General features: G+C 33.2%; 20 protein-coding genes. All 20 read left to right on the top strand.

Annotation, left to right across the window (positions count from 1 at the left end):
- Positions 1 to 4: 4 nt before the first annotated feature.
- The 20 genes from ACYQ73_RS02685 to ACYQ73_RS02590 all read left to right on the top strand — a co-directional run bounded on the left by ACYQ73_RS02685 (position 5) and on the right by ACYQ73_RS02590 (position 22,859).
- Positions 5 to 1,711: a phospho-sugar mutase gene (locus ACYQ73_RS02685; protein ID WP_460011037.1), complete on the top strand. Its 1,707-nt coding sequence runs from the start codon at positions 5 to 7 to the stop codon at positions 1,709 to 1,711.
- A gap of 546 nt (positions 1,712 to 2,257) precedes the next feature.
- Positions 2,258 to 2,986 carry a YveK family protein gene (locus tag ACYQ73_RS02680; RefSeq protein ID WP_460011036.1) on the top strand — a complete coding sequence of 243 codons (729 nt, stop codon included), beginning with the start codon at positions 2,258 to 2,260 and terminating at the stop codon, positions 2,984 to 2,986.
- 44 nt (positions 2,987 to 3,030) lie between these two features.
- Positions 3,031 to 3,675 (top strand): CpsD/CapB family tyrosine-protein kinase, encoded by a 645-nt coding sequence (locus ACYQ73_RS02675; RefSeq protein ID WP_460011509.1) that lies wholly within the window; start codon positions 3,031 to 3,033, stop codon positions 3,673 to 3,675.
- 92 nt (positions 3,676 to 3,767) lie between these two features.
- Positions 3,768 to 5,072 carry a glucose-6-phosphate isomerase gene (locus tag ACYQ73_RS02670; protein WP_460011035.1) on the top strand — a complete coding sequence of 435 codons (1,305 nt, stop codon included), beginning with the start codon at positions 3,768 to 3,770 and terminating at the stop codon, positions 5,070 to 5,072.
- A gap of 561 nt (positions 5,073 to 5,633) precedes the next feature.
- Positions 5,634 to 6,872: a glycosyltransferase family 4 protein gene (locus ACYQ73_RS02665; protein WP_460011034.1), complete on the top strand. Its 1,239-nt coding sequence runs from the start codon at positions 5,634 to 5,636 to the stop codon at positions 6,870 to 6,872.
- 1 nt (position 6,873) lies between these two features.
- A complete protein-coding gene (locus tag ACYQ73_RS02660; RefSeq protein WP_460011033.1) occupies positions 6,874 to 7,932 on the top strand; it encodes a polysaccharide biosynthesis protein in 1,059 nt (352 codons plus the stop codon).
- The gene (locus tag ACYQ73_RS02655; protein ID WP_460011032.1) at positions 7,892 to 9,004 is read left to right on the top strand and encodes a capsular polysaccharide biosynthesis protein CapF; all 1,113 of its coding nucleotides are present in this window, start codon (positions 7,892 to 7,894) and stop codon (positions 9,002 to 9,004) included. The genes ACYQ73_RS02660 and ACYQ73_RS02655 overlap by 41 nt, the downstream gene beginning before the upstream one ends.
- Before the next feature lies 1 nt (position 9,005).
- Positions 9,006 to 10,133 (top strand): non-hydrolyzing UDP-N-acetylglucosamine 2-epimerase, encoded by a 1,128-nt coding sequence (gene wecB / locus ACYQ73_RS02650; protein ID WP_460011031.1) that lies wholly within the window; start codon positions 9,006 to 9,008, stop codon positions 10,131 to 10,133.
- Positions 10,133 to 11,335 (top strand): glycosyltransferase, encoded by a 1,203-nt coding sequence (locus tag ACYQ73_RS02645; RefSeq protein ID WP_460011030.1) that lies wholly within the window; start codon positions 10,133 to 10,135, stop codon positions 11,333 to 11,335. The genes wecB and ACYQ73_RS02645 overlap by 1 nt, the downstream gene beginning before the upstream one ends.
- Before the next feature lie 39 nt (positions 11,336 to 11,374).
- A complete protein-coding gene (locus tag ACYQ73_RS02640) occupies positions 11,375 to 12,505 on the top strand; it encodes an EpsG family protein (protein WP_460011029.1) in 1,131 nt (376 codons plus the stop codon).
- 323 nt (positions 12,506 to 12,828) lie between these two features.
- Positions 12,829 to 13,815: a glycosyltransferase family 2 protein gene (locus ACYQ73_RS02635; RefSeq protein WP_460011028.1), complete on the top strand. Its 987-nt coding sequence runs from the start codon at positions 12,829 to 12,831 to the stop codon at positions 13,813 to 13,815.
- Between the two features lie 48 nt (positions 13,816 to 13,863).
- Positions 13,864 to 15,348, top strand: a complete 1,485-nt coding sequence (locus tag ACYQ73_RS02630) for a lipopolysaccharide biosynthesis protein (RefSeq protein WP_460011027.1) — start codon at positions 13,864 to 13,866, stop codon at positions 15,346 to 15,348.
- 504 nt (positions 15,349 to 15,852) lie between these two features.
- The gene (locus tag ACYQ73_RS02625; protein WP_460011026.1) at positions 15,853 to 16,944 is read left to right on the top strand and encodes a DegT/DnrJ/EryC1/StrS family aminotransferase; all 1,092 of its coding nucleotides are present in this window, start codon (positions 15,853 to 15,855) and stop codon (positions 16,942 to 16,944) included.
- Between the two features lie 11 nt (positions 16,945 to 16,955).
- The gene (locus ACYQ73_RS02620) at positions 16,956 to 17,684 is read left to right on the top strand and encodes a WbqC family protein (protein WP_460011025.1); all 729 of its coding nucleotides are present in this window, start codon (positions 16,956 to 16,958) and stop codon (positions 17,682 to 17,684) included.
- Between the two features lie 28 nt (positions 17,685 to 17,712).
- Positions 17,713 to 18,639, top strand: a complete 927-nt coding sequence (locus tag ACYQ73_RS02615; protein ID WP_460011024.1) for a methionyl-tRNA formyltransferase — start codon at positions 17,713 to 17,715, stop codon at positions 18,637 to 18,639.
- A 50-nt stretch (positions 18,640 to 18,689) separates the two neighbouring features.
- Entirely contained in the window at positions 18,690 to 19,394 is a 705-nt protein-coding gene (locus tag ACYQ73_RS02610) for a WbqC family protein (RefSeq protein ID WP_460011023.1), read from the top strand.
- 62 nt (positions 19,395 to 19,456) lie between these two features.
- Positions 19,457 to 20,347, top strand: coding sequence for a glucose-1-phosphate thymidylyltransferase RfbA (gene rfbA, locus ACYQ73_RS02605; protein ID WP_460011022.1), 891 nt, complete (start codon positions 19,457 to 19,459; stop codon positions 20,345 to 20,347).
- Between the two features lie 44 nt (positions 20,348 to 20,391).
- Entirely contained in the window at positions 20,392 to 21,396 is a 1,005-nt protein-coding gene (gene rfbB / locus ACYQ73_RS02600; protein WP_460011021.1) for a dTDP-glucose 4,6-dehydratase, read from the top strand.
- A 304-nt stretch (positions 21,397 to 21,700) separates the two neighbouring features.
- Complete coding sequence (locus tag ACYQ73_RS02595) at positions 21,701 to 22,498, top strand: TIGR00282 family metallophosphoesterase (protein ID WP_460011020.1); 798 nt, start codon at positions 21,701 to 21,703, stop codon at positions 22,496 to 22,498.
- Between the two features lie 229 nt (positions 22,499 to 22,727).
- Positions 22,728 to 22,859 (top strand): hypothetical protein, encoded by a 132-nt coding sequence (locus ACYQ73_RS02590; protein WP_460011019.1) that lies wholly within the window; start codon positions 22,728 to 22,730, stop codon positions 22,857 to 22,859.
- Positions 22,860 to 22,928 lie beyond the last annotated feature (69 nt).

Raw genomic sequence — 22,928 nt, 5'->3', positions numbered from 1 at the left:
CATATTGAGTATAGTAGAAGATCATTACAGGCAATGGATAAAGGAAACTGTTCCTTCTTATTTAAAAGAAGAATTACTAGCCATTGTAAATGATGCAACACAAATTGAAGATCGATTTTATCAATACCTACAATTTGGTACAGCAGGTATGCGTGGTGTGTTAGGTGCAGGTACAAATCGGATGAATATCTACACAATTCGCAGAGCTGCATACGGGCTAGCGCAGTATATCACAGAAAACGGAGAAATAGCCAAACAGCGGGGTGTTGTCATTGCCTATGATACACGGCATTTCTCAAAGGATTTTGCTATTGAAACAGCTCAAGTGCTGGGGGCATTAGGGGTGAAAGTATTCGTATTTCGCGATGCACGCCCAACACCTGAATTATCTTTTGCAGTAAGGTATTTAAATGCTTTTGCAGGTGTGGTCATTACCGCTAGTCACAATCCAAAACAATATAATGGTTTTAAAGTTTATGGGGAGGACGGGGCACAACTGACGCCATCCGCTATTCAAACTATCGTTGAAAAATTCGATGATATCCAAAATATTTTTGACATTCCAACAACATTATGGCACATATTAGAGCAGCATCGAACAGTAAAATGGGTTTTATCGAATATTGACCAAGCCTATAAAGAAAAATTACTCAGTTTAAAACAACGTACAAATATCGATTTCACTATACCAATTGTTTACTCACCTCTTCATGGTGCAGGGCTAATATTGGTACAACAAGGTTTACAAGCATTTGGTTTTACAAATGTCCATATTGTCGATCAGCAAGCCGTACAAGATGGAGATTTTCCAACGGTTCCTTATCCAAACCCAGAGGAAGCGGCAGCCTTTAAGTATGCAATTCAAAAAGGTAACGAAACAGGTGCACAAATACTATTAGCAACCGACCCAGATGCTGATCGATTAGGTGTGGCAGTAATAACAGAGCGTGGTTATCAATTATTAACAGGTAATCAGCTAGGTGCACTTATCTTACAGTATTTGCTTGAGGCGAAAAAAGAAAAAAATGAGCTACCTGGAAACGGCGTATTACTCAAAACAATTGTTACCTCTGAACTTGGTGCAGTAATTGCTCAACAATACGGAGTTGAAACCGTGAACACACTGACAGGTTTTAAATACATTGCAGAAAAGATTGCTGAGTATGACGAATCGAAGGAAAAAACGTTCCTATTCGGCTATGAAGAAAGTTATGGCTATTTGGTCCAAAGCTTTGTGCGTGATAAAGATGCTGTTCAAGTCGCGTTGGTAGTAACAGAGATGGCAGCCTATTATGCAACAAAACAACATACGTTACTAGATGCTCTGGACAGTTTATTTAATAAATATGGCTATTATCAAGAAGCATTACAGTCACAAATATTTGAAGGCATTGCTGGTCAAAAGGAAATGCAAGCTTTACTACAAAACCTTAGGGAAAATAGAATTTTTGACATGGCAGGTCAAAAAGTAATGGTAATAGAAGATTACTTAACGCAACAAGCCATTCATCAAGATGGCTCGATTTCTTCAATTAAATTACCTAAAGAAAATGTCTTAAAGTTTATTTTAGAAGATCAATCATGGATAGCGATTCGCCCTTCCGGAACAGAGCCAAAATGTAAGTTTTACTTTGGTACAGTAGCTAATACGAAAGAACAAGCACAACATAAGCTACAACGATTACAGGCAGCGTTTATGATAGAACAATGAAGAAAGTCTAGGCTCTATTGAAGTATTAAAGTTACCAAAAGAAATTGTGCTGAAGTATGTATTAGCAGACGGTTCCTGGGTAGCAATTCGTCCCGCGGTACAGAACCGAAATGCAATATTTACCTTAAGGTAGTAGGGGAATCGTGAATAGCAGCGACAAACGACTACAACATCAACAGGCAATTAGTCATTAAATAGAGGTGTTTTTGTAGAAATTATTTGATGAAAGTGGTTCTTCCATATAAATCGGAAGGATCGTTTTTTTTTTGAAAATAATCCTAAATATATTGCAAGTCATTTTTATTATAAGTTGGTTGAAGTAAATTCACTAATGAAAAAATGATAGGCTCAAAATTATGAGAAAAAGGTCTTAGAATATATAGAGGAGCGCAATAATATAATCATAAGTGAAGAGAAGGAAACAATCTCTGGGTACGATTCTATATAACATTATTTAATGTTAGCTTTTATAAATGGAAATGTTACAGTAGTGACATATTTTTTTGAAAATATACTAGCAGGTATTTGGATAAGGGGTGATGGCCATTGGAGACAACATTTACATTACAAGATTTATTGACAACAATTCGAAAACGTTGGTTCCTTGTTCTAAGCTGTATAGTTATTGCAAGCACTGTAGCTGCAATCATTAGCTTCTATTTATTAACACCAATCTATCAAGCAGAAACGCAAATATTAGTAAATCAAAAAAGTTCTAATATCGAACAATATCAATGGGCACAAAATAACGAAACAGATTTACGATTAATAAATACGTATAATGTCATCATTAAAAGCCCTGTAATATTATCGAAAGTCATAGAAAAACTTGAGTTAGATACAACATCAGATAGTTTAGCGGAACAAATTACAGTATCTAGTGCAAATAACTCACAAGTTGTAAATATTATAGTTATGGACGAACAAGCATCCATGGCCGTGGAAATTTCGAATACGTTAGTAGATGTCTTTAAAAAGGAAATTCCTATATTAATGAATGTTGATAATATAGAAATTTTATCAGTAGCTAATCTAATAGATAATCCTAAACCGGTAAAACCAAATAAGCTACTAAATATTATCAGCGCAACTGTTGGTGGTTTAATGGTGGGAATCATGTTAGCTTTTTTACGAGAGTTTTTGGATACAAGGTTTAAATCAGAGCAAGAAATAGAAGAAATATTAAATCTGCCAATTATCGGTTTAGTTGGAGCAATCGCTCTGGAAAAAGAAACGAATAAATCGATGAAATCACGAAGCGTGAGGAGGAACTAACCATATTTGGTTTGAAAAAAAGTAAAAAAATAAAAACTTCTATAATGGGACGTAAACTAGTGACAGATTCAAAATCAATCATATCTGAACAATTCCGAACGATGCGTACAAATATTCGATTTTCGTTGCCAGATCAAGAAATAAAATCACTACTCGTTACTTCATCTATACCGGGGGAAGGTAAATCCACAAATGCTGCAAATCTCGGTGTTGTTTTTGCTCAAGAAGGTAAAAGAGTTATTATCATAGATGCCGATATGCGTAAACCAACTTTACACCATACGTTTAGTACTTTTAATACCGATGGATTGTCAGATGTGTTAACAAGGCAGAAGGTTTACTTTAATGTTATTCAAAAAACATCAGTGGAAGAGTTAAGTATTATCCCAAGCGGACCACTTCCGCCAAATCCGGTTGACCTACTATCATCGAATACTATGGAAATACTTATGCAGGATTTAAGGAAGGATTATGACATCATTATTTTAGATGCACCTCCATTATTATCGGTATCAGATGCGCAAATTTTGTCTAATAAATGTGATGGCACTATATTAGTTGTGAATATGGATTTAGTACAAAAAGTAGATGTTTTAAAAGCAAAGGCTGCACTTGTTTCTTCAAAAGCACAAATTTTGGGCGTTGTACTAAATAATATTAAAACACCTAAGAACCATTATTATTATTGATCATATCGTTCATAGAAAGAAGGCGTTGATGCTGAAATAGAGGACTTTTATGCATTAACAACTTATTCAATCATATGAAATGAGGTCATACTGTGAGTAAGCAATTTTTGCATACAAATATTCTGAATTATGACTCTAATACCATTAATTGGTCATATTATGCAAAAAATGTAGAAAAAATCCACCGATATTTAGAGCTAGCAGAGGATGTTCCGACTGGTTGGCTTCATGCACCGCTGGAAGCTTATGATGCATTATTTGTTCATATTGAAAAGACAGCACATGAAATTCGTAGTTTTGCAGATGTACTTATTGTCATTGGAGTGGGTGGTTCTTTTCTAGGTGCCCGTGCTGTCCAAGATGCCCTGACACCTTATTTTGGTGCACATCATGATGGAATTGAAGTAATATATGTAGGGCAAAATATGAGTGGAGCTTATATGAAGCAATTACTGGAGAATATTGAGAATAAGAGTGTATACGTGAATGTTGTGTCAAAATCTGGAGGGACTATGGAACCAGCACTGGCGTTTCGAGTTTTACGTCAGTATATGGAATTACATTATGGAGAAAAAGCAGCTGAACGTATTATTGTCACGACAGACGCCAAAAGAGGGTTATTAAAGAAAATAGCCGATGCTTCGGGCTATCGACAATTTGTTATACCTTCAAACATAGGTGGTCGTTTTTCGGTATTAACCGCTGCTGGTCTTTTGCCTATGGCAGTTGCAGGGGTTGATATTTATAACTTAATGTCTGGAGCGAAGGTAGCGGCATTAGAGTTTAAAGAATCAAGACTTGAGTATAATGAGGCGTACCGATATGCGGTGTTACGTCATGCATTATATGAACAGGGATACAAAATTGAATTGCTTGCTTCATTTGAACCGGCCTTAAATAAGTTTCATGAATGGTGGAAGCAACTGTTTGGTGAGAGTGAAGGTAAAGACAGAAAAGGTCTTTATCCCTCTACAGTAAATTTTCCAACAGATTTGCATGCAATCGGGCAATTTATACAGGAGGGTAGCCCGATTTTGTTTGAAACATTACTTCACTTCCATGAAATTGGGGATGATTTGGCAGTACCGTATGATGCACGCAATGAGGATGGACTAAATTATTTAACGAATCGAACATTTAATGAAATAAACGCCATTTCTAAAGAAGGCACAGCACGTGCGCATTCGGAAGGCAATGTCCCAGTTATACAGCTGGAATTACCAAAGCTAGATGCTTATCATATTGGCTTTCTAATTTATTTTTTTATGAAGGCATGTACAATGAGCGCATATTTACTAGGTGTCAACCCATTTGATCAGCCAGGTGTAGAAACATATAAGCTTAAAATGATGGAACTTTTACAAGAGCAGAAAGCACCGAAATATAGTGAGTATTAGATTTATATTAAAACATACAAAATTTCTTATTGTGAAGATGCCCTAAAAGTATTTAATGACTTTTAGGGCATTTTTTAAAGTAAGAGTAATTTTTTTCTGGTACCTAACTTTATTTAGAAGATACTTATTATGAACTTCAGTTGCAATTAATTTTAAAAAATAATTCTGTGTAGGTGAATGTGATTGGAAATTAATACTCCTTTTAATTAGAGTCTTAATTTGTTATTTTTTTCTATATTTCCGATACAAAGGAATATAGATATTGTACGAGCATATATATTCAATTATAACAATGTGCGTTATCGAATAAAATGAAATGACCAATGTTATAAATATAAGTAGCTATAAGATTCATTCTAATCTATATAACAAATATTTTATTAAACATTAAAAGTCGGGAATTTCAATTTAATAAATAAAGTGCTAGTTAAATAGAGTGAGGTTGGGCGAGTGAAGCTGATCGAATTCGCTTTTCGCTACAGATCAACATGGCAATAAAACTTAACTTATTTAGACATATGGATCAGTGAGTCATGTGAGCTAAAAGTAGGGGTGATTTTTTTGGAGAATAAGAAAAAAATATTGTTTTTGTGCCAGTATTTTTATCCTGAATATATTTCGTCGGCTACACTCCCTTTTAACACTGCAGTGGCTCTTAGTAAGGCCGGTTTTACCGTCAGCGCATTGTCTGGGTATCCGAAAGAGTACAACTTAACAAATAATGTCCCGTTGCAAGAAATCTATGAAAATATTGAGATAAGTAGACTAAAATATATCCAACTTAAACGTAGTAATTTTATCGGACGATTAATTAATTATTTTTCTTTCACATTTTCTGTAGCCTTACGTTTTAGACAATTGAGAAAGTATGAGGCAATAATCGTTTACTCAAATCCACCAATATTACCGTTAATAGCAGCTCTAGCGAATAAGTTTTTTAATACAAAAGTAGTGTTTGTAAGCTACGATGTATACCCAGAAATAGCTTATTTTACAAACACTATTTCTGAAAATAGTGTCATTAGCAAAATGATGAAAAGAGTTAATAAATGTATTTTTAAACATGTAAATACAGTTGTTGCTTTATCGAATGAAATGAAAGACTATCTACTAAAACATAGAATAGCATTAAAAAAACACCAAATTGAAGTAATCCCTAATTGGTGCGAGGATAAAGCATTCTCTAATGGCAATAAAGCATATGAAAATAAACTATTAGAATCCATAAAAACAGATGAAAATCTTATCGTATCTTATTTTGGCAATATGGGAATATGTCAAGATTTGGATCCGATTTTGGAGGCAATCCGCCAATTAAAAGATGATAAGAACGTTCAATTTCTTTTTGCAGGACATGGAAATAAAATGGATACATTAAAAGAGATTATAGAAACAGAGAATTTGAATCACGCACGTGTATTTGATTTTTTACATGGACATGATTTTCAAAAGGCTCTTAGTATCAGCGATTGTTTCATTGTAAGTTTATCGGATGGCTTGACTGGCCTAGCTGTACCAAGTAAAACCTACAGTTATATGATGGCTGGTAAACCAGTAATCGCGATTATAGGAGCGGATTCTGATATAGCTAGAGATTTAATAGATCATAATGCAGGATACGCTATGCAAGCCAAGGATAGCTCCAAACTAGTAGTTGTTATTAAAGATCTCCTTGATGATAGGGAGAAGCGTGAATATATGGGAGAGAATTGTAGGAAGTTATTTCTTGAGAAATACACGATGGAGAAATGTACTCGAAAATATGTGAATCTTATGCATAAATTACTGGAGGATCAATAATATGTTTAAAGACAAAATATTATTAATAACTGGCGGTACGGGTTCGTTTGGAAATGCAGTTATGAAGAGATTTTTAAATACCGATATTAAAGAAATTCGCATTTTTTCAAGAGATGAGAAAAAACAAGATGATATGAGAAAAGTTTATAAAAATGAAAAATTAAAATTTTATATAGGCGATGTAAGGGATATATCGAGTTTGAAAAATGCTATGCACGGTGTAGATTACATTTTCCATGCTGCTGCGCTAAAACAAGTTCCATCCTGTGAGTTCTTTCCATTAGAAGCAGTGAAGACTAATGTAATGGGAACAGATAATGTACTGACTGTGGCAATTGAAAGTAGTGTAAAAAAGGTAATTTGTTTGTCGACAGATAAAGCCGCTTATCCAATTAATGCAATGGGCATTTCAAAAGCAATGATGGAAAAGGTGATTGTTGCAAAAGCAAAAACAGTTGATCCAAAACGCACATTAATATGTGGTACTCGCTATGGAAATGTGATGGCTTCACGCGGTTCTGTTATCCCGTTATTTATTGACCAAATTAAAAATGGCCAAGCACTAACAATTACAGATCCAAAAATGACTAGATTTCTAATGAGTCTTGAAGAAGCAGTTGAATTAGTATTATTTGCATTTGAACATGCGGAGGCAGGAGATATTATGGTGCAGAAATCGCCTGCATCAACTGTTTGGGATTTAGCGCATGCCATCAGGGAGTTGTTCAATGCGGAAAATAACATAGATATTATTGGTACTCGTCATGGTGAAAAACTATATGAAACTTTGCTTACTCGAGAGGAAAATGTGGTTGCACAAGATTTAGGAGAGTTTTACCGTGTGCCTGCTGATAAAAGGGACTTAAATTACGAAAAATACTTCGTAGAGGGTGATCAAAAATTATCCATACAAGAGGAGTACAATTCTCACAACACAGAAATGCTAAATATTCAGCAAATAAAAGAAAGGTTATTAAAGCTTGATTATGTACAAGAAGAATTGAAAGGTTGGGTCTACGATGAAAATACTAGTGACCGGTTCAAAGGGGTTTATCGGTAAGAATCTCATAGCAAAGCTTAAAAACCAAAATTATACTGAAATTCTGGAATATAATAGAGAATCAAACATAGACTTGTTAGATGAATATTGTAAAGAGGCGGATTTTATTTTCCATCTTGCAGGAGTAAATCGGCCGAAAGATCAGTCTGATTTCATGGATGTGAACTATGGCTTTACCTCTATTCTTCTTGATTCATTAAAGAAATACCAAAATACTTGCCCTGTTATGCTAGCATCATCTACTCAAGCAGAACAAAATAATCCTTATGGCATTAGTAAAAAAGCTGGTGAGGACTTGCTTTTTGAATATAGTAGAAAAACAGGTGCGAAAGTTTTAGTTTATCGTTTGCCCAACGTATTTGGTAAATGGAGTAGGCCAAATTACAACAGTGCTATAGCAACATTTTGTCATAATATTGCACATGATTTACCTATAAAAGTAAGTGATCCTAGTCTTGATATGGAGCTAGTTTACATTGATGATGTTGTGGAAGAATTGCTTGAAGCCTTGAATGGGAATGAGAACGCAATCCAAGGCGGCTATTGCCAAATTCCTGTTGTCCATAAGACGACACTAGGAGAAATTGTAGAATTGATTTATTCATTCAAAAAAAGTAGAGAAGAACGCTCTATTCCTAATATGTCCCACACGTTTACCAAAAAATTATACAGTACATTTTTAAGTTTCCTAAGTGAAAATCAATTTAGCTATGATCTTAAGATGAATGTAGATTTAAGAGGGTCATTTACAGAGTTTATTAAGACGCCTGATCGAGGCCAAATATCTGTAAATATTTCAAAACCAGGTATAACAAAAGGTAACCACTGGCATCATTCAAAAAATGAGAAATTTTTAGTTGTAAGTGGTCAAGGTGTGATTCGATTTAGAAATATTAATTCGAATGAAGTAGCGGAGTACTTTGTTAGTGGCGATAAATTGGAAGTGGTTGATGTTCCAGTGGGATATACACACAGCATTGAAAATTTAGGCGACACAGATATGGTAACAATCATGTGGGTGAATGAAGTATTTGATCCTGAAAAACCAGATACAATCTATTTGGAGGTATAAGGTGAAGAAGCTAAAAGTAATGACTGTTGTAGGTACTCGTCCAGAAATTATTAGACTATCTGCTGTCATAAATAAATTAGAAAAATCAAATGTTATCGAACATGTATTAGTCCATACTGGTCAAAATTATGATTATGAGTTAAATGAAGTGTTTTTTAGAGAGTTCTATTTAAAGACACCGGATTATTTTTTAAATGCAGCAACTGGAACTGCTATTGAAACAATAGGAAATATTCTTATCAAGATTGATCCGGTATTAGAGGAAGTTCAACCAGATGCACTTTTAGTATTAGGTGATACAAACAGTTGTTTATGTGCAATTGCAGCAAGGAAAAGACATATTCCTATATTTCATATGGAAGCGGGAAATAGATGTTTTGACCAAAGAGTACCGGAAGAAACAAATAGAAAAATTGTCGATCATATTTCAGACATAAACTTAACTTATAGTGACATAGCAAGAGAATATTTATTAAAGGAAGGACTACCTGCAGATCGAATTATTAAGACGGGGAGTCCGATGTTAGAAGTACTCAATTCAAGAAGAGCGGATATAGAAAAATCAGATATAGTAGCAAGATTAAATCTTAAAGAAGTAGATTTTTTTGTAGTATCAGCACACCGAGAGGAAAATATTAATTCAGAAACAAATTTTTTAGATTTAGTAGATAGCTTAAATGCGATTGCAGAAATGTATGAGTTGCCTGTCATAGTTAGTACACATCCTAGAACTTTACAAATGATTCATGCGAAGGGGATAGAGTTTAATCCTTTAGTAAATATAGTAAAGCCTTTGGGATTTAATGACTATGTCAAACTTCAAATAGAAGCAAAGGCCGTATTAAGTGATAGTGGAACGATAAGTGAGGAATCTTCTATTCTTGGATTTAGAGCACTTAATATTAGACAGGCGCATGAAAGACCCGAAGCAATGGAAGAGGCTACAGTTATGATGGTAGGGCTGAAGAAAGAGAGAGTTTTACAAGGATTAGAGATTTTAAAGACACAAGAGAATTACAGCTTAAAAAGAGTTGAAGATTATAGCATGCCAAATGTGTCAGATAAAGTGCTTAGAATTATTTTGTCGTATACGGATTATGTAAATCGTGTAGTTTGGGGAAAAAATTAATGAAAGTACTACAAATTAATTCAGTTTGTGGAGTAGGGAGCACGGGAAGGATAGCAACTGATATCCATCAAATATTAATGGAACAGGGGCATGAAAGTTATATTGCATACGGTAGAGATCTTCCAAAGAACTGTGATACAGCAATTAGAATAGGTACTAAAACGGATAACTATGCACATGTTGTATTAACAAGAATTTATGATAAACATGGTTTCGGATCAAAAAAGGCTACAGAAGAATTTATTACCAATATTAAAAGTATAAATCCAGATGTGATTCATCTGCATAACATTCATGGGTATTATATCAACATTGAATTGTTATTTGATTATATAAAAATGGCGAACAAACGTGTTATTTGGACCTTACATGATTGTTGGGCTTTTACAGGACATTGTTCGCATTTTGATTTTATTGATTGTGGAAAATGGAGAATCGGCTGTGATAAATGCCCGCAAAAAAGTGTATATCCTACAAGTTTGATTTTTGATAATTCTAAAGAAAACTATATGAATAAAAAAGATATTTTCACAGGTGTGAAGGATTTAACAATAGTAACGCCATCAAAATGGTTATCTGCCTTAGTAAAAGAGTCTTATTTAGGAGAATATCCTGTCGAAGTAATTAATAATGGCATAAATTTAGATATTTTTAAACCTACAGAAAGCATTTTTAGAGAAAAGTATAATCTTATGAGCAAATTTATAATATTAGGAGTAGCAAATAATTGGAATAGAAAAAAAGGTTTCGATTACTTTAAGGAGTTATCGAAGCTATTAGAAAAAAATGAAATAATAGTTTTGGTGGGCTTATCGGAGAAGCAAAAAAAGGAATTACCTAAAAAAATAATTGGCATAACAAGAACTAATAATACTCAAGAACTGGCAGAAATATATTCTGCTGCCGATGTTTTTATTAATCCAACATTAGAAGATAATTTTCCAACTACAAATTTAGAAGCTTTAGCTTGTGGAACACCTGTAATTACATTTGATACAGGGGGGAGTCCGGAAAATATTAGTGATAAATGTGGCATTGTAGTCGAAAAGGAAAGTATTAGTGCTTTAAATAAGGCTGTTGAAGAAGTTTATGAAAATGGTAAAGCATCCTACACAAATTTTTGTATACAAAGGGCAAATCGATTATATAGTAAAATAGATCGGTTCAATGATTATGTAGATATTTACAAAAGAATAGTATAAATTTCGTAATCTTTTTTCTTTATAAGAAGGTGAACCTAGATGTATTATGGAGTTTATTTATTGGGAATTATTTTTTCACTATTAAATGGCAAGAGCAAAATCCTTTATATGATCTTTGCAACTATTTTAGCAGGGTTGGCCGTTTTTAGATATGGTGTTGGTCCAGATTACTTTGCATATGAATATTTATATAATAGATTGAATGAATCACCCGCTCAAGAATTTTTGTATGGTGTTGATAATCAAGAAATTTTATTTAGATTTTTTGGATCATTATTAAAGAGTGTTGGCATCTCATATCAACAATATATAACCGTAATAGCTATCATTAATCTGTACTATATGGGTAAAATATGTAGAAAATATAGTGAGAATCCAACTCTTTCACTTCTAATATATTTTTGTTTTTATTATCTTGTTTGGACGTTTAGTGGATTAAGACAGGGTCTAACACTGGCAATAGGAGTATATTATTTACTTGAATGCTTAGAAAATAATAAGACTATTAAATTGTTTATAACTACTATTATATTATCCTTCATTCATACTTCAGCAATTGTATTAGTTCCATTGTATTTTATTGCTAGAATTGATTTTAAAAAAAGAACCCTCATTTTTTTAGTACTAGCAAGTATTTTTATTTCAATTTTACCAATGGGACTATTAATTAACCATCTACAATGGATGCCTATCCTCGACAAAATAATACCATATTCGACTTTTACTAACAGTATAAATAATATATTTGATTTTCAAAGTATAATAAGGATTATTTTTTTAGTAATTGCTTTTTTTTATTATGATGCATTTTCACAGAAAAGTGAATTCTCAAAAAGGGTTATTAATATTTATATTATTAGTTATTGTTTATATTTTTTTCTTAAATTTTCCGAACTTACTGCAGCAAGGATATCTCTTTATGGGGTCTTATTAAATATCATATTATTAACCAATTTTTATTATTTGTATAAAGATAAAATCAATAAATTAATCTATATTGGATGTTTGTTATTCTTGAGTTTCATTTATTTATTAAAGGAGTTAGAGACTTTAGGTCAACTATCGGGATTAGATCATGCAGATTCTTTCCAAATACCATACACGAATATATTTAATAAAAATGAGCATATCTTTAAAAATAGATATAAAAATTTTTTGGAGCATCAATAGTGTTGTGTGAAGAATCTGAATTTTCGGTTTTTTTGTTTTAGCATAAAAAGACACTCTTTAAACATCGTATAGGTGTTTAACACGGCAATCTGTATCTCAAAAAATTTTCTCAATTAAGCAATATTCGTTATCGTACTGGTAAACGTGCTAAAGTTCTTTGACATTATTGCCGTAGTTTATTATGCCAATAAACAATCTGTTGATTAAATCATGACCATGTAAAAACTACAATAGCAGCCTAAATACAAAAAAGTTGAACTCCGAAAAATTTTGTTCTTATGGATTTTTTAAAAATATTTAAATCAATTAAATGGGGGATTTAAATGACCGGTGAAATTTTGGTTAGTATAAATTGCCTAACATATAATCATGAAGATTATATTGCAGATGCAATTGAAAGTTTCTTAAAGCAGAAGACTAATTTTAAATACGAAATTTTGATTCATGATGATGCGTCGACTGATAGAACGCCGGAGATTATTAGAAAATATGAAATGGAATTTCCAGATATTATTAAACCGATATATCAAATTGAAAATCAATATTCAAAAGGTGTTAATGTAAGTGAAATTATCAGAAAAAAAGCAAGAGGCAAATATATAGCTTTATGTGAAGGCGATGATTATTGGACAAATGAAAATAAGCTTCAAAAACAAGTTGATTATATGGAGCAAAATCCAGAATGTACTATTTGTTTTCATAACGGTCATGTAGAAGACCAAAGAGGTAAAGGTAAAAATCGATTAATCATACCATGGTTACCTGAAAATAAAAATTACTTCAAGAATGAAAATCGAAAGTATTTAGCTGGAGAATTACAACTACTTGGATATATTCCAACAATGTCTATTCTCTATTCCAAAAGAATTTTAAATAACCCACCAGATTGGTATTTTGATGCTCCAGTGGGAGATAACGCGTTGAAGTTACTTGCGGCTAGTTATGGATATGCATACTACATGAACGAGGCTATGGGTATTTATAGGTTTAATGTACCTCGATCTGCAACGACAAAATGGAAAGAAGAAAGTAAAGAACAAGCAGTGAAACGATGTAATAGATTCATTACAATGCTAAAAGATTTTAATGATTATACAAATAAAAGGCATGAAAGAGAAATCGAACTTTCAAAACTAACTTGGGAAATTCAGCGGCTACGCTTAATGGGGGATTATAAAGGACTCAAAGATAAAAAATTTAATAGGTATCTAAATCTTCTGAATGGTCCTGATAAAATTAAAGGTTATATTTCAATTTATTTCCCTTCTTTTTTTAACTACGGAAAAAAAATAAAATTTATCTTTCGGTAACTTGTTTACAAAATAGTAGGTTTAGTCTTTGGAAGGGGAGATGGTTGGTTGCGCAATGAAATAACAAAAGCTGAAATTATCTCATCTCTGTTGTGGAAAGTGATGGAAATCATGGGGGCTAAAGGGATTCAATTTGTTGTTTTGATTGTACTAGCTCGCATGCTACTACCCAAAGATTTCGGTTTAATTGTACTAGTAACTATTTTTATTATGATAGCTAGCGTAATAGTTCAATGTGGATTTAATACTGCGTTAATACAAAAGAAAAATGTTGACGAAGTTGATTTTTCCTCTGTTTTTTACTTAAACCTATTTGTTGCTAGTATTTTATATGTAATGCTTTTCTTTTCTGCGCCTGCTATAGCTATATTCTTTGAAGAAACACAGCTAGTAACTATTTTAAGAATTCTTGCGTTAACTTTGTTTTTGGGTGCCATTAATTCAATACAGAATGCTGTTATTGCTCGAAATATGCAATTTAAAAAACAATTCTTTAGTAGTGTAGGAGCAGTCTTAGTATCAGGAATTGTTGGTATAACATTGGCGTATCATAATTTCGGTGTATGGGCATTGATCGTACAGCAATTAACGAACCAGTTTTTAATTACGTTAATTTTATGGTTCACCGTAAAATGGAAACCAAGAATGCTCTTTTCATTTAAAAGATTAAGAGACTTATTTTCATTCGGGTGGAAGATATTGTTATCATCTTTGATTGATGTTATATATACAAATATTAGCGGAATCATAATTGGTAAAATATATAGTCCAAGATTATTGGGTTTTTATAGTAGAGGGGAGCAGTTTCCCAGTTTCATTGTAAGTAATATAAATGGATCTATACAATCAGTCATGCTTCCTGCTTTGTCATCTCATCAAGAAGATAGACAAAAAGTAAAGGAAATGGTTCGTAGGTCAATTGTCACGAGTACATTTATTGTATTTCCGATGATGATAGGGCTAGCTGTTATCGCTGAACCGTTAGTAAAGATTTTGTTAACAGAAAAATGGTTATCTACTGTTCCATTTATACAAATTTTTTGTGCTGTGTATGCATTATGGCCTATACATACAGCAAATTTGCAAGCCATTAATGCTCTAGGTCGTAGTGATATTTTTTTGAAGTTAGAAATTGTGAAAAAGCTTATTGGACTTACCATTTTGGGAATTAGTTTACCGTTTGGTATATATATGATAACATTCGGGTTATTTGTAAGTGGGGTATTTTCTACATTTGTTAATGCATACCCAAATTTGAAATTACTAAACTATAGCTTTCAAGAGCAGTGGAAGGATATAATGCCATCTTTACTTTTATCGTTAGTAATGGGCTTTGTAGTATATAACATAAAATGGATAGGGATAACGGATACGGTAACAATTAGTGTGCAAATAGTTGTAGGAATAGTTGTATATGTTGGGTTAGCAAAGATATTTAAACTAGAATGTTTTACTTACCTGTTATTAACTATGAATGAGATGTGGAGAAATAGAAAAGGAAAAGATTTTACTTTAAAGGAGTCAATAGATTGAGTGGTTCTTACGTACACCAAAGTAGAGAATGCCCTAAAATTTTCTCAATGGCAAACGTTTTATTATAGAAGTATATTGAAAATTATGGTTATCAAGTAGAGGGAGAGGCTTTTCTGTTGATGATCAGCTTGTATTTTGGCCATGGGGACAAGAAACGGTAGTCATTTGATTCCACATGTATTGATATGATGGAAACTGTCATTAAACCAGCATTAGGTGAAGATTATCGTGTTCTAAAAATAGTTGAACCACATGGCTAATAGTCATCCTATTTGATAAATAGTTAGAATAGAGGAACATTTAAAGAGCTTGAAATTGAATTTAAGAAAAATAATATAGTTGAATATGATTTATACTGGGTCCAACGCTAAGCTGGGAACTATGGTACTGAAATTTTCTTCAATGGATGAAATGTTAGAGAAGATGGACAATATGGAAAATTGGATGAAGATCATTGTAAAAGATTCAGTAGTGAAAAATTAGTGAAGTAAAATGGGGGAAACGATGAAACCTATTCAAGTAACACAATCTTCAATGCCTGACTTTGAGGAGTTTTCTGAAGAAATTAGAGGTATATGGGATAGTCGATACCTGACTAACATGGGTGTAAAACATCAACAACTAGAAGCGGGATTGGAACAGTATTTAAAAACGCCTAATGTTTCGCTATTTTCGAATGGGCATCTTGCGTTAGAATATGCCATCTCAGCTTTCAATTTAACCGGTGAAGTGATTACAACACCTTTTACCTTTGCATCCACAACGCATGCGATTGTTAGAAATGGATTAACACCTGTCTTCTGTGATATTGATCCGGATAACTATACGATCCAAACTGACAACCTCGAGCGTTTGATAACAGAAAAAACGTCGGCGATAATTCCTGTCCATGTTTATGGTAATATTTGTGATGTTACTGAAATTAATAGAATAGCAAAAAAGTATAATCTTAAAGTAATTTATGATGCCGCACATGCTTTTGGTATTACAGTCAATGATGAAGGAATCGCAAACTATGGTGATGTATCCATGTTCAGTTTCCATGCTACAAAAGTCTTTAATACGATTGAGGGTGGAGCATTAACTTTTAAGGACCCTAGTTTCAAAGATGTAATAAATGCACATAAAAACTTTGGTATTACTGGGCCAGAAACTATAGAGTATATTGGTGGTAATGCAAAAATGAATGAATTTCAGGCAGCTATGGGCCTTTGCAATCTTCGAAGTGTAGATCAAGAAATTAAAAAGAGAAAAAAAGTCTATAATAGATATGTCGAACAACTTAGTGGAGTTAAAGGAATCCAACTGTCGCTTCATCCAGAGTGTGTGAAAAGTAATTATGCATACTTTCCTGTATTATTTGATGGGTTCACACTTTCACGTGATGAAGTTCATGAAAAATTAAAAAAAAATAATATTTTAACTAGAAAGTATTTTTACCCCTTAACAAATAGTTTTGAATGCTATAAAAATAGATTTAAAACCGGAGAAACGCCGGTTGCAAAATTTATAGCAGAAAGAGTCCTAACTTTACCACTGTACGCTGATTTATATCTAGATGATATTGATAAAATTGTAACTATTATTAAATCATAGGGGGGATTTGAGTGAGAGTAGCTTTAATGCAGCCCTATTTTTTTCCGTATTTAGGATATTTTCAATTGATAAATGCTGTAGATGAATTCGTTATTTTTGATAATGCACAATATGTTAGAAGAAGCTGGATATCTAGAAATAGAATTTTGAACGAGCATAAAGAAAGTGTTTTTATCAATGTTCCTATAAGTAAATCTCCAAGAGAAACGAAAATTAAAGATATTTTAATAAACAATAATATTAATTGGCAAGGAAAGCTTTTTAACCAATTAATATATTATAAACAAGCTCCTTATTTTAACTATGTTGTAGATTTCTTAAATGACTGTTTATCTAATAGTAGTCATAATAATTTAAGTGAATTTAATACAATACTCCTTCGCAAAATTTGCTCCCTATTATGCATAAAAACAGATATAACAATATTGTCAAAAAAATTTCCTGCTATTGAATCGGCCAATTCGGCAGACGAATGGGGCATTAAAGTGTCTAAAGCATTAAATGCTACCACCTATATTAATGCTATTGGTGGTAAAGATTTTTATAATCAAGAAAAATACAGAGACAATGGTATAAGTATACATTTTATTAAGCCCAGCCTATCCCCATACAAACAATTTGATAAACATTTTATTCCGGGTCTCTCAATTATTGATGTCATGATGTTTAATGATATAAATAAAATTAAGGATATGTTAGAAATGCAAGTTTATTTTGATAGTTTAGATGTATATATGTAAACTAGCTTAATAATGGAGTTGAACTTAAATGTCTATTACAAGTATGAAAGTCATTTTTATTACTATGGGCGTTAGTAACGTAATTAATACGTTATATGACTCTGCGATTAATATTATCGGAGTAGTTGAATCAAAACAAAGAGACGTGAATAAGCAAAACGAGGAATTACAAAATTTTTGTTTAGAAAAAGGGTTACCTTATTATTTTATGAACAAAGGCTGTAATGATTGTTTCGAAAATTGGGTTAAGGAACTTGAGCCCGATTTGATAGTTATCTACGGAATGTCTGAATTGTTAAAAGGGAATATCTTGAGTATTCCAAAAAAAGGATGTATTAATTTACACTTATCATTACTGCCTAAATACAGAGGGTCTCATCCGATTTTTTGGACTTTTTATAACTATGATTTAAATCCCGGTGCAACCGTTCATTATATTGACGAAGGCGAGGATACAGGGAATATTATCTATCAAGAAAGTTTTGAATTGCCAATTGGATCTACAGAGGAAGAATTGGTATTTTTGAGCTCCAACATCGGGGCGAAATTACTAATAAAGGCAATTATCAACATTGAGAATGATTGTGCACCGAATATTAAGCAACCTTTCGAAAGTCCGACTGTTCGAGCTAGGCGAATTCAGCCTGATGAATATAAAGAAATCATAAATTGGAAGGAATGGGAAATAGAGAGAATTTGGCACTTGTTAAGAGGGACGCAAAATTGGTGCAATGTTTTTGATTTTTCTGAGATTCAAGGGAAAGTTTCTAAATGGCGTATATTGAATTATGTAAAACAGGATGTTAAATACTGGTATGAATTAGGCAAAGTATATAAAAGAGGCAATCTTTTTTTTGTATTATGTGGACTCGGTTATATTTACATGGAAATAAGTACGGAAGTAGAAGCATTATTATTAAGTTTAGATTTGTTGAAAAATATTTTTGTCTATTAGAAGGTGAAAAAGAAATTTAAATCAACGTAACAAATGGGGTAGGTAAAATAATGAGAGTAGCTATTATGCAACCATATTTTTTCCCTTATATCGGTTATTTTTCTTTGTTACAGGCTGCAGATATGTTTGTTATTCTTGATACCGTGCAATTTCAAAGGAAGAGCTGGATGAAGAGAAATAAAATTATTACTTTTAAAGGTGGCAGCACCTATATAAAATTACCAGTGAAAAAGGCTCCTTTAAATACTTTAATCAATCAAATTGTAATTAACAATGAAGAAGACTGGAAAACAGCATTGTTTAATCAATTATTGGTCTATAAAAAAGCTCCCTTTTACAATGAAACAATTAGCTTAGTGAAAAGTATTTTATATGAAGATACTAAAAAGTTAGTGGATGTCAATAAAAATATTTTGCTTGAAATAAGTAATTATCTTGGGTTAAATTGTGAAATTGTAGTATTTTCTGAGATGAATATTAAAGTTGAAGATGTAAATAGTGCTGACGAATGGGCATTAAATATTTCAAAAGCTTTAAACGCTACGGAATACATTAATCCCCCAGGGGGAGTATCTTTTTTTAATAAACAAAAATATAAAGATAGTAATATTGAATTGAAATTTATTAATAACAAATTGCAGCAATATAAACAATTTCATTTTAATTTTATACCAGGATTATCCATAATAGATGTTATGATGTTCAACAGTATAGAAGAGATTCACAAGATGTTAGCTGATTATGATGAGATTTGAAAAAAGTAATCTAGGATATTTCATTTGAGTGTATTTAAACAGTGACAAGAGGTGAATATCAGATGAAAGGAATTATTTTAGCTGGAGGTTCAGGTACTCGACTTTATCCCCTGACGAAATCTGTTTCTAAACAAATGCTACCTATTTACGATAAACCGATGATTTATTATCCGCTATCCGTCTTAATGCTTGCGGGCATAAAAGAAATACTAATAATTTCTACTTCTAGAGATATCGGAGGATTCAAAGAACTTTTAGGAAATGGCTGTAACTTAGGGATGAACTTTGAATACGCTGTACAAGAAAATCCTAATGGCCTTGCAGAAGCCTTTATAATTGGAGAGGCGTTTATCGGTAAATCACCAGTCGCATTAGTATTAGGTGATAATATTTTCTATGGTTCTAATTTGAGCAATCGTTTACAAGCTGCAGCGTCTTTATCGACCGGGGGCATTATTTTTGGCTGTTATGTAAATGATCCAAGGGCCTATGGTGTAGTAGAGGTAGATGAGCAGATGAATGCTATCTCTATAGAAGAGAAGCCGGAATACCCTAAATCTTCATACGCAGTTCCAGGTTTGTACTTTTTTGATAATAAAGTAGTAGATATCGCAAAAAACGTAAAACCTTCAGCACGAGGCGAAGTGGAGATTACTTCTATTATAGATGAGTATTTGCAAAGAGGCGAACTAAAAGTAGAGCTTACAGGTAGAGGCTTGGCGTGGTTAGATACAGGAACTCATGAGTCATTGCTTGAGGCGTCAAACTTTGTAGAGGCTATCCAAAAAAGGCAAGGGCTATATATTGCTTGCATTGAAGAAATAGCATTCAGAAGAGGATATATAACAAAGAAGCAGTTATTAGATCTTGCCGAGCCTCTAATGAAGACAGAATACGGTAAATACTTAGTTGAAGTTTCTCATTCATTAAACAACTCTCATGTGACAATGTAGAGTTTTTTTATTTCAGTCGAACAAGTTTAATAGGGGTGAGACAAATGACAAAGAAAAAAATTCTGATTACTGGTGGAGCTGGGTTTATTGGTGGAAACTTTGTTCAATACATGGTTAAAAAGTACCCTGAGTATGCAATTTATAATGTAGACGTATTAACATATGCAGGTGATTTAACTAAACACCGTGATATAGAAAAAATGGGGAATTATCATTTTGTGAAAGCAGATATTGTAGACTATGATGTGATTTTTTCTTTATTTGAGAAAGAAAAGTTTGATTATGTTGTGCATTTTGCTGCAGAAAGTCATGTGGATCGATCCATCACAGATCCAGCGGTTTTTGTTTCTACAAATGTGCTAGGAACACAGGTGTTATTAGATGCTGCAAGGCAAGTAGGAATTACCAAATTTGTTCATGTCTCTACAGATGAAGTATACGGTGAATTGGATTTTGATCCAACAACTTTTTTCACTGAAGAAACACCGTTACAACCAAATAGTCCATATAGTGCAAGTAAAGCTTCTTCTGATTTCTTAGTCCAAGCGTATCACCATACTTATGGAGTGCCTATTAATATTACACGATGTTCTAACAATTATGGGCCTTATCACTTCCCGGAAAAATTAATTCCTTTAACGATTTCGCGTGTATTAAATGAAGAAAAGATACCTATATATGGTGATGGTCAAAACATTCGTGATTGGTTACACGTATTTGATCATTGTGCTGCCATTGATTTAGTTTTACATGAAGGTGTAAATGGAGAAGTATATAATGTTGGTGGACATAATGAACGTACGAATTTAGAAGTAGTTAAAACCATAATTCGTACATTAGGGAAATCAGAAGCATTAATAGAGTTTGTAGCAGACCGTTTAGGCCATGATAAGCGATATGCAATTGATGCAACAAAATTAGAACAATTAGGTTGGCATCCGATATATACTTTTGAAACTGGAATTGCTCAAACGATTCAATGGTACATGGAAAACAAAGAATGGTGGGAGCAAATTATTAATGGGGAATATCAAAATATGTTGAAATGACTTTAACCTATTCATCTGAAATCACCCCAAATTAGTAGATGAAAAGATGTTGTAATCGGTTTGAAGGCGATTAATAAAATAAAAAAACGGCTTTTTATGAAATGACTAAAATTTCACTTACTTGCTCTCAATTTTGAGTATGTTCGTAAATTATTAAAATATCATGCCCTTGTATCGTTACAGTCATAATGAATTCAACCTGTACAAAACGCAAAATCAAAGAGGTTTGCGTTTTATTTTGCGATTTACTAGGAGTAGATGGTAAACTAAAAGGTGCTAATTAAAGAAAGAGTGGTCTTGTCAAATGAAAGTACTATTTATTGGAGATATCGTCGGTTCGATTGGCCGCGATGCAGTGGAAAAATATTTACCACGCTTAAAGCGAAAATATAACACAGACGTTGTTATTGCCAATGGTGAAAACGCAGCGGCAGGTCGCGGCATTACACGAAATATTTATAATGATCTATTGCAAATGGGTGTAGATATTATCACAATGGGCAATCATACTTGGGATAATAAAGATATTTTTGATTTTATTGATGATGCAGAGTATTTAATACGCCCGGCGAACTTTTCAAATGAGGCACCAGGTAAAGGAATGGTGCAAATTTCAAAAAACGGTGTAACACTATCTGTTATTAATTTACATGGACGAGTATTTTTACCTCCTCATGAGGATCCATTTGCAATGGCTGAGAAATTAATCGAAGAAGCACATAAAACGTCACCGCTTGTATTCGTGGATTTTCATGCAGAAGCGACAAGTGAAAAAATTGCCCTTGGATGGCACTTAGATGGAAAGGCCTCGGCAGTCGTTGGTACACATACACATGTGCAAACAGCCGATGCACGTATTTATCCAAATGGAACAGCCTATATTACGGACGTTGGGATGACAGGTCCATACGATGAAATTTTAGGGATGACGAAGGAAAGTGTCATTTATAAATTCCAAACAAACATGCCATCTCGTTTTGAAGTGCCTAAAAAAGGACGCGATGTGTTAAGTGGTTTCTTTGTAGAGATTGATGATAAAACAGGAAAAGCCCTACATTGTGAGCGAGTTTATATAAACGAAGATTATCCGTTCCAAGCATAAGAAGAGAAACTATTGTGTATGTAAAAAATGCACAATAGTTTTTTGTTTTGAAAATTTGTTAATTCAATAAAATTAAAGCCTCATAATAAAATATGACTCTTCGGCAAAACGAGGGGTTGATTTCCGCTCCTACTGGGCGCTTTGTAGCTGTCGCTTTGCTTTCGCTACAGAAAACATTTGTAGCTGTCGCTTCGCTTTCGCGCAGAGCAGAGCTTCCTGGGGGCGTCCGATGAGCCGCTTGGGGCAACAGGATGTTGGTCACGAAGGCGTTATCACAGGACGTGATGACTTTAGCCTTCGTTCCCCTATGCGCTCGCTCCAGGGTCTCGGGCCAACAGATGTTTTTTGCGCGAAAGCGTAGTGTTAACGTAGCGGCAGCAGCACCGATGTTGGTCACGAAGGCGTTATCACAGGACGTGATGGTTTTAGC

The organism is Lysinibacillus sp. CTST325 (assembly GCF_054665055.1).
This window is presented reverse-complemented; position numbering and strand designations above follow the sequence as displayed.

Bases quoted from the DNA above. Each gene is read 5' to 3' on its own strand.
- ACYQ73_RS02675 (WP_460011509.1), top strand. From the start codon at position 3,031: ATGGGACGTAAACTAGTGACAGATTCAAAATCAATCATATCTGAACAA.
- ACYQ73_RS02660 (WP_460011033.1), top strand. From the start codon at position 6,874: ATGTTTAAAGACAAAATATTATTAATAACTGGCGGTACGGGTTCGTTT.
- ACYQ73_RS02655 (WP_460011032.1), top strand. From the start codon at position 7,892: ATGAAAATACTAGTGACCGGTTCAAAGGGGTTTATCGGTAAGAATCTC.
- ACYQ73_RS02645 (WP_460011030.1), top strand. From the start codon at position 10,133: ATGAAAGTACTACAAATTAATTCAGTTTGTGGAGTAGGGAGCACGGGA.
- ACYQ73_RS02640 (WP_460011029.1), top strand. From the start codon at position 11,375: ATGTATTATGGAGTTTATTTATTGGGAATTATTTTTTCACTATTAAAT.
- ACYQ73_RS02635 (WP_460011028.1), top strand. From the start codon at position 12,829: ATGACCGGTGAAATTTTGGTTAGTATAAATTGCCTAACATATAATCAT.
- ACYQ73_RS02625 (WP_460011026.1), top strand. From the start codon at position 15,853: ATGAAACCTATTCAAGTAACACAATCTTCAATGCCTGACTTTGAGGAG.
- ACYQ73_RS02615 (WP_460011024.1), top strand. From the start codon at position 17,713: ATGTCTATTACAAGTATGAAAGTCATTTTTATTACTATGGGCGTTAGT.
- ACYQ73_RS02610 (WP_460011023.1), top strand. From the start codon at position 18,690: ATGAGAGTAGCTATTATGCAACCATATTTTTTCCCTTATATCGGTTAT.
- rfbA (WP_460011022.1), top strand. From the start codon at position 19,457: ATGAAAGGAATTATTTTAGCTGGAGGTTCAGGTACTCGACTTTATCCC.
- rfbB (WP_460011021.1), top strand. From the start codon at position 20,392: ATGACAAAGAAAAAAATTCTGATTACTGGTGGAGCTGGGTTTATTGGT.
- ACYQ73_RS02595 (WP_460011020.1), top strand. From the start codon at position 21,701: ATGAAAGTACTATTTATTGGAGATATCGTCGGTTCGATTGGCCGCGAT.
- ACYQ73_RS02590 (WP_460011019.1), top strand. From the start codon at position 22,728: ATGAGCCGCTTGGGGCAACAGGATGTTGGTCACGAAGGCGTTATCACA.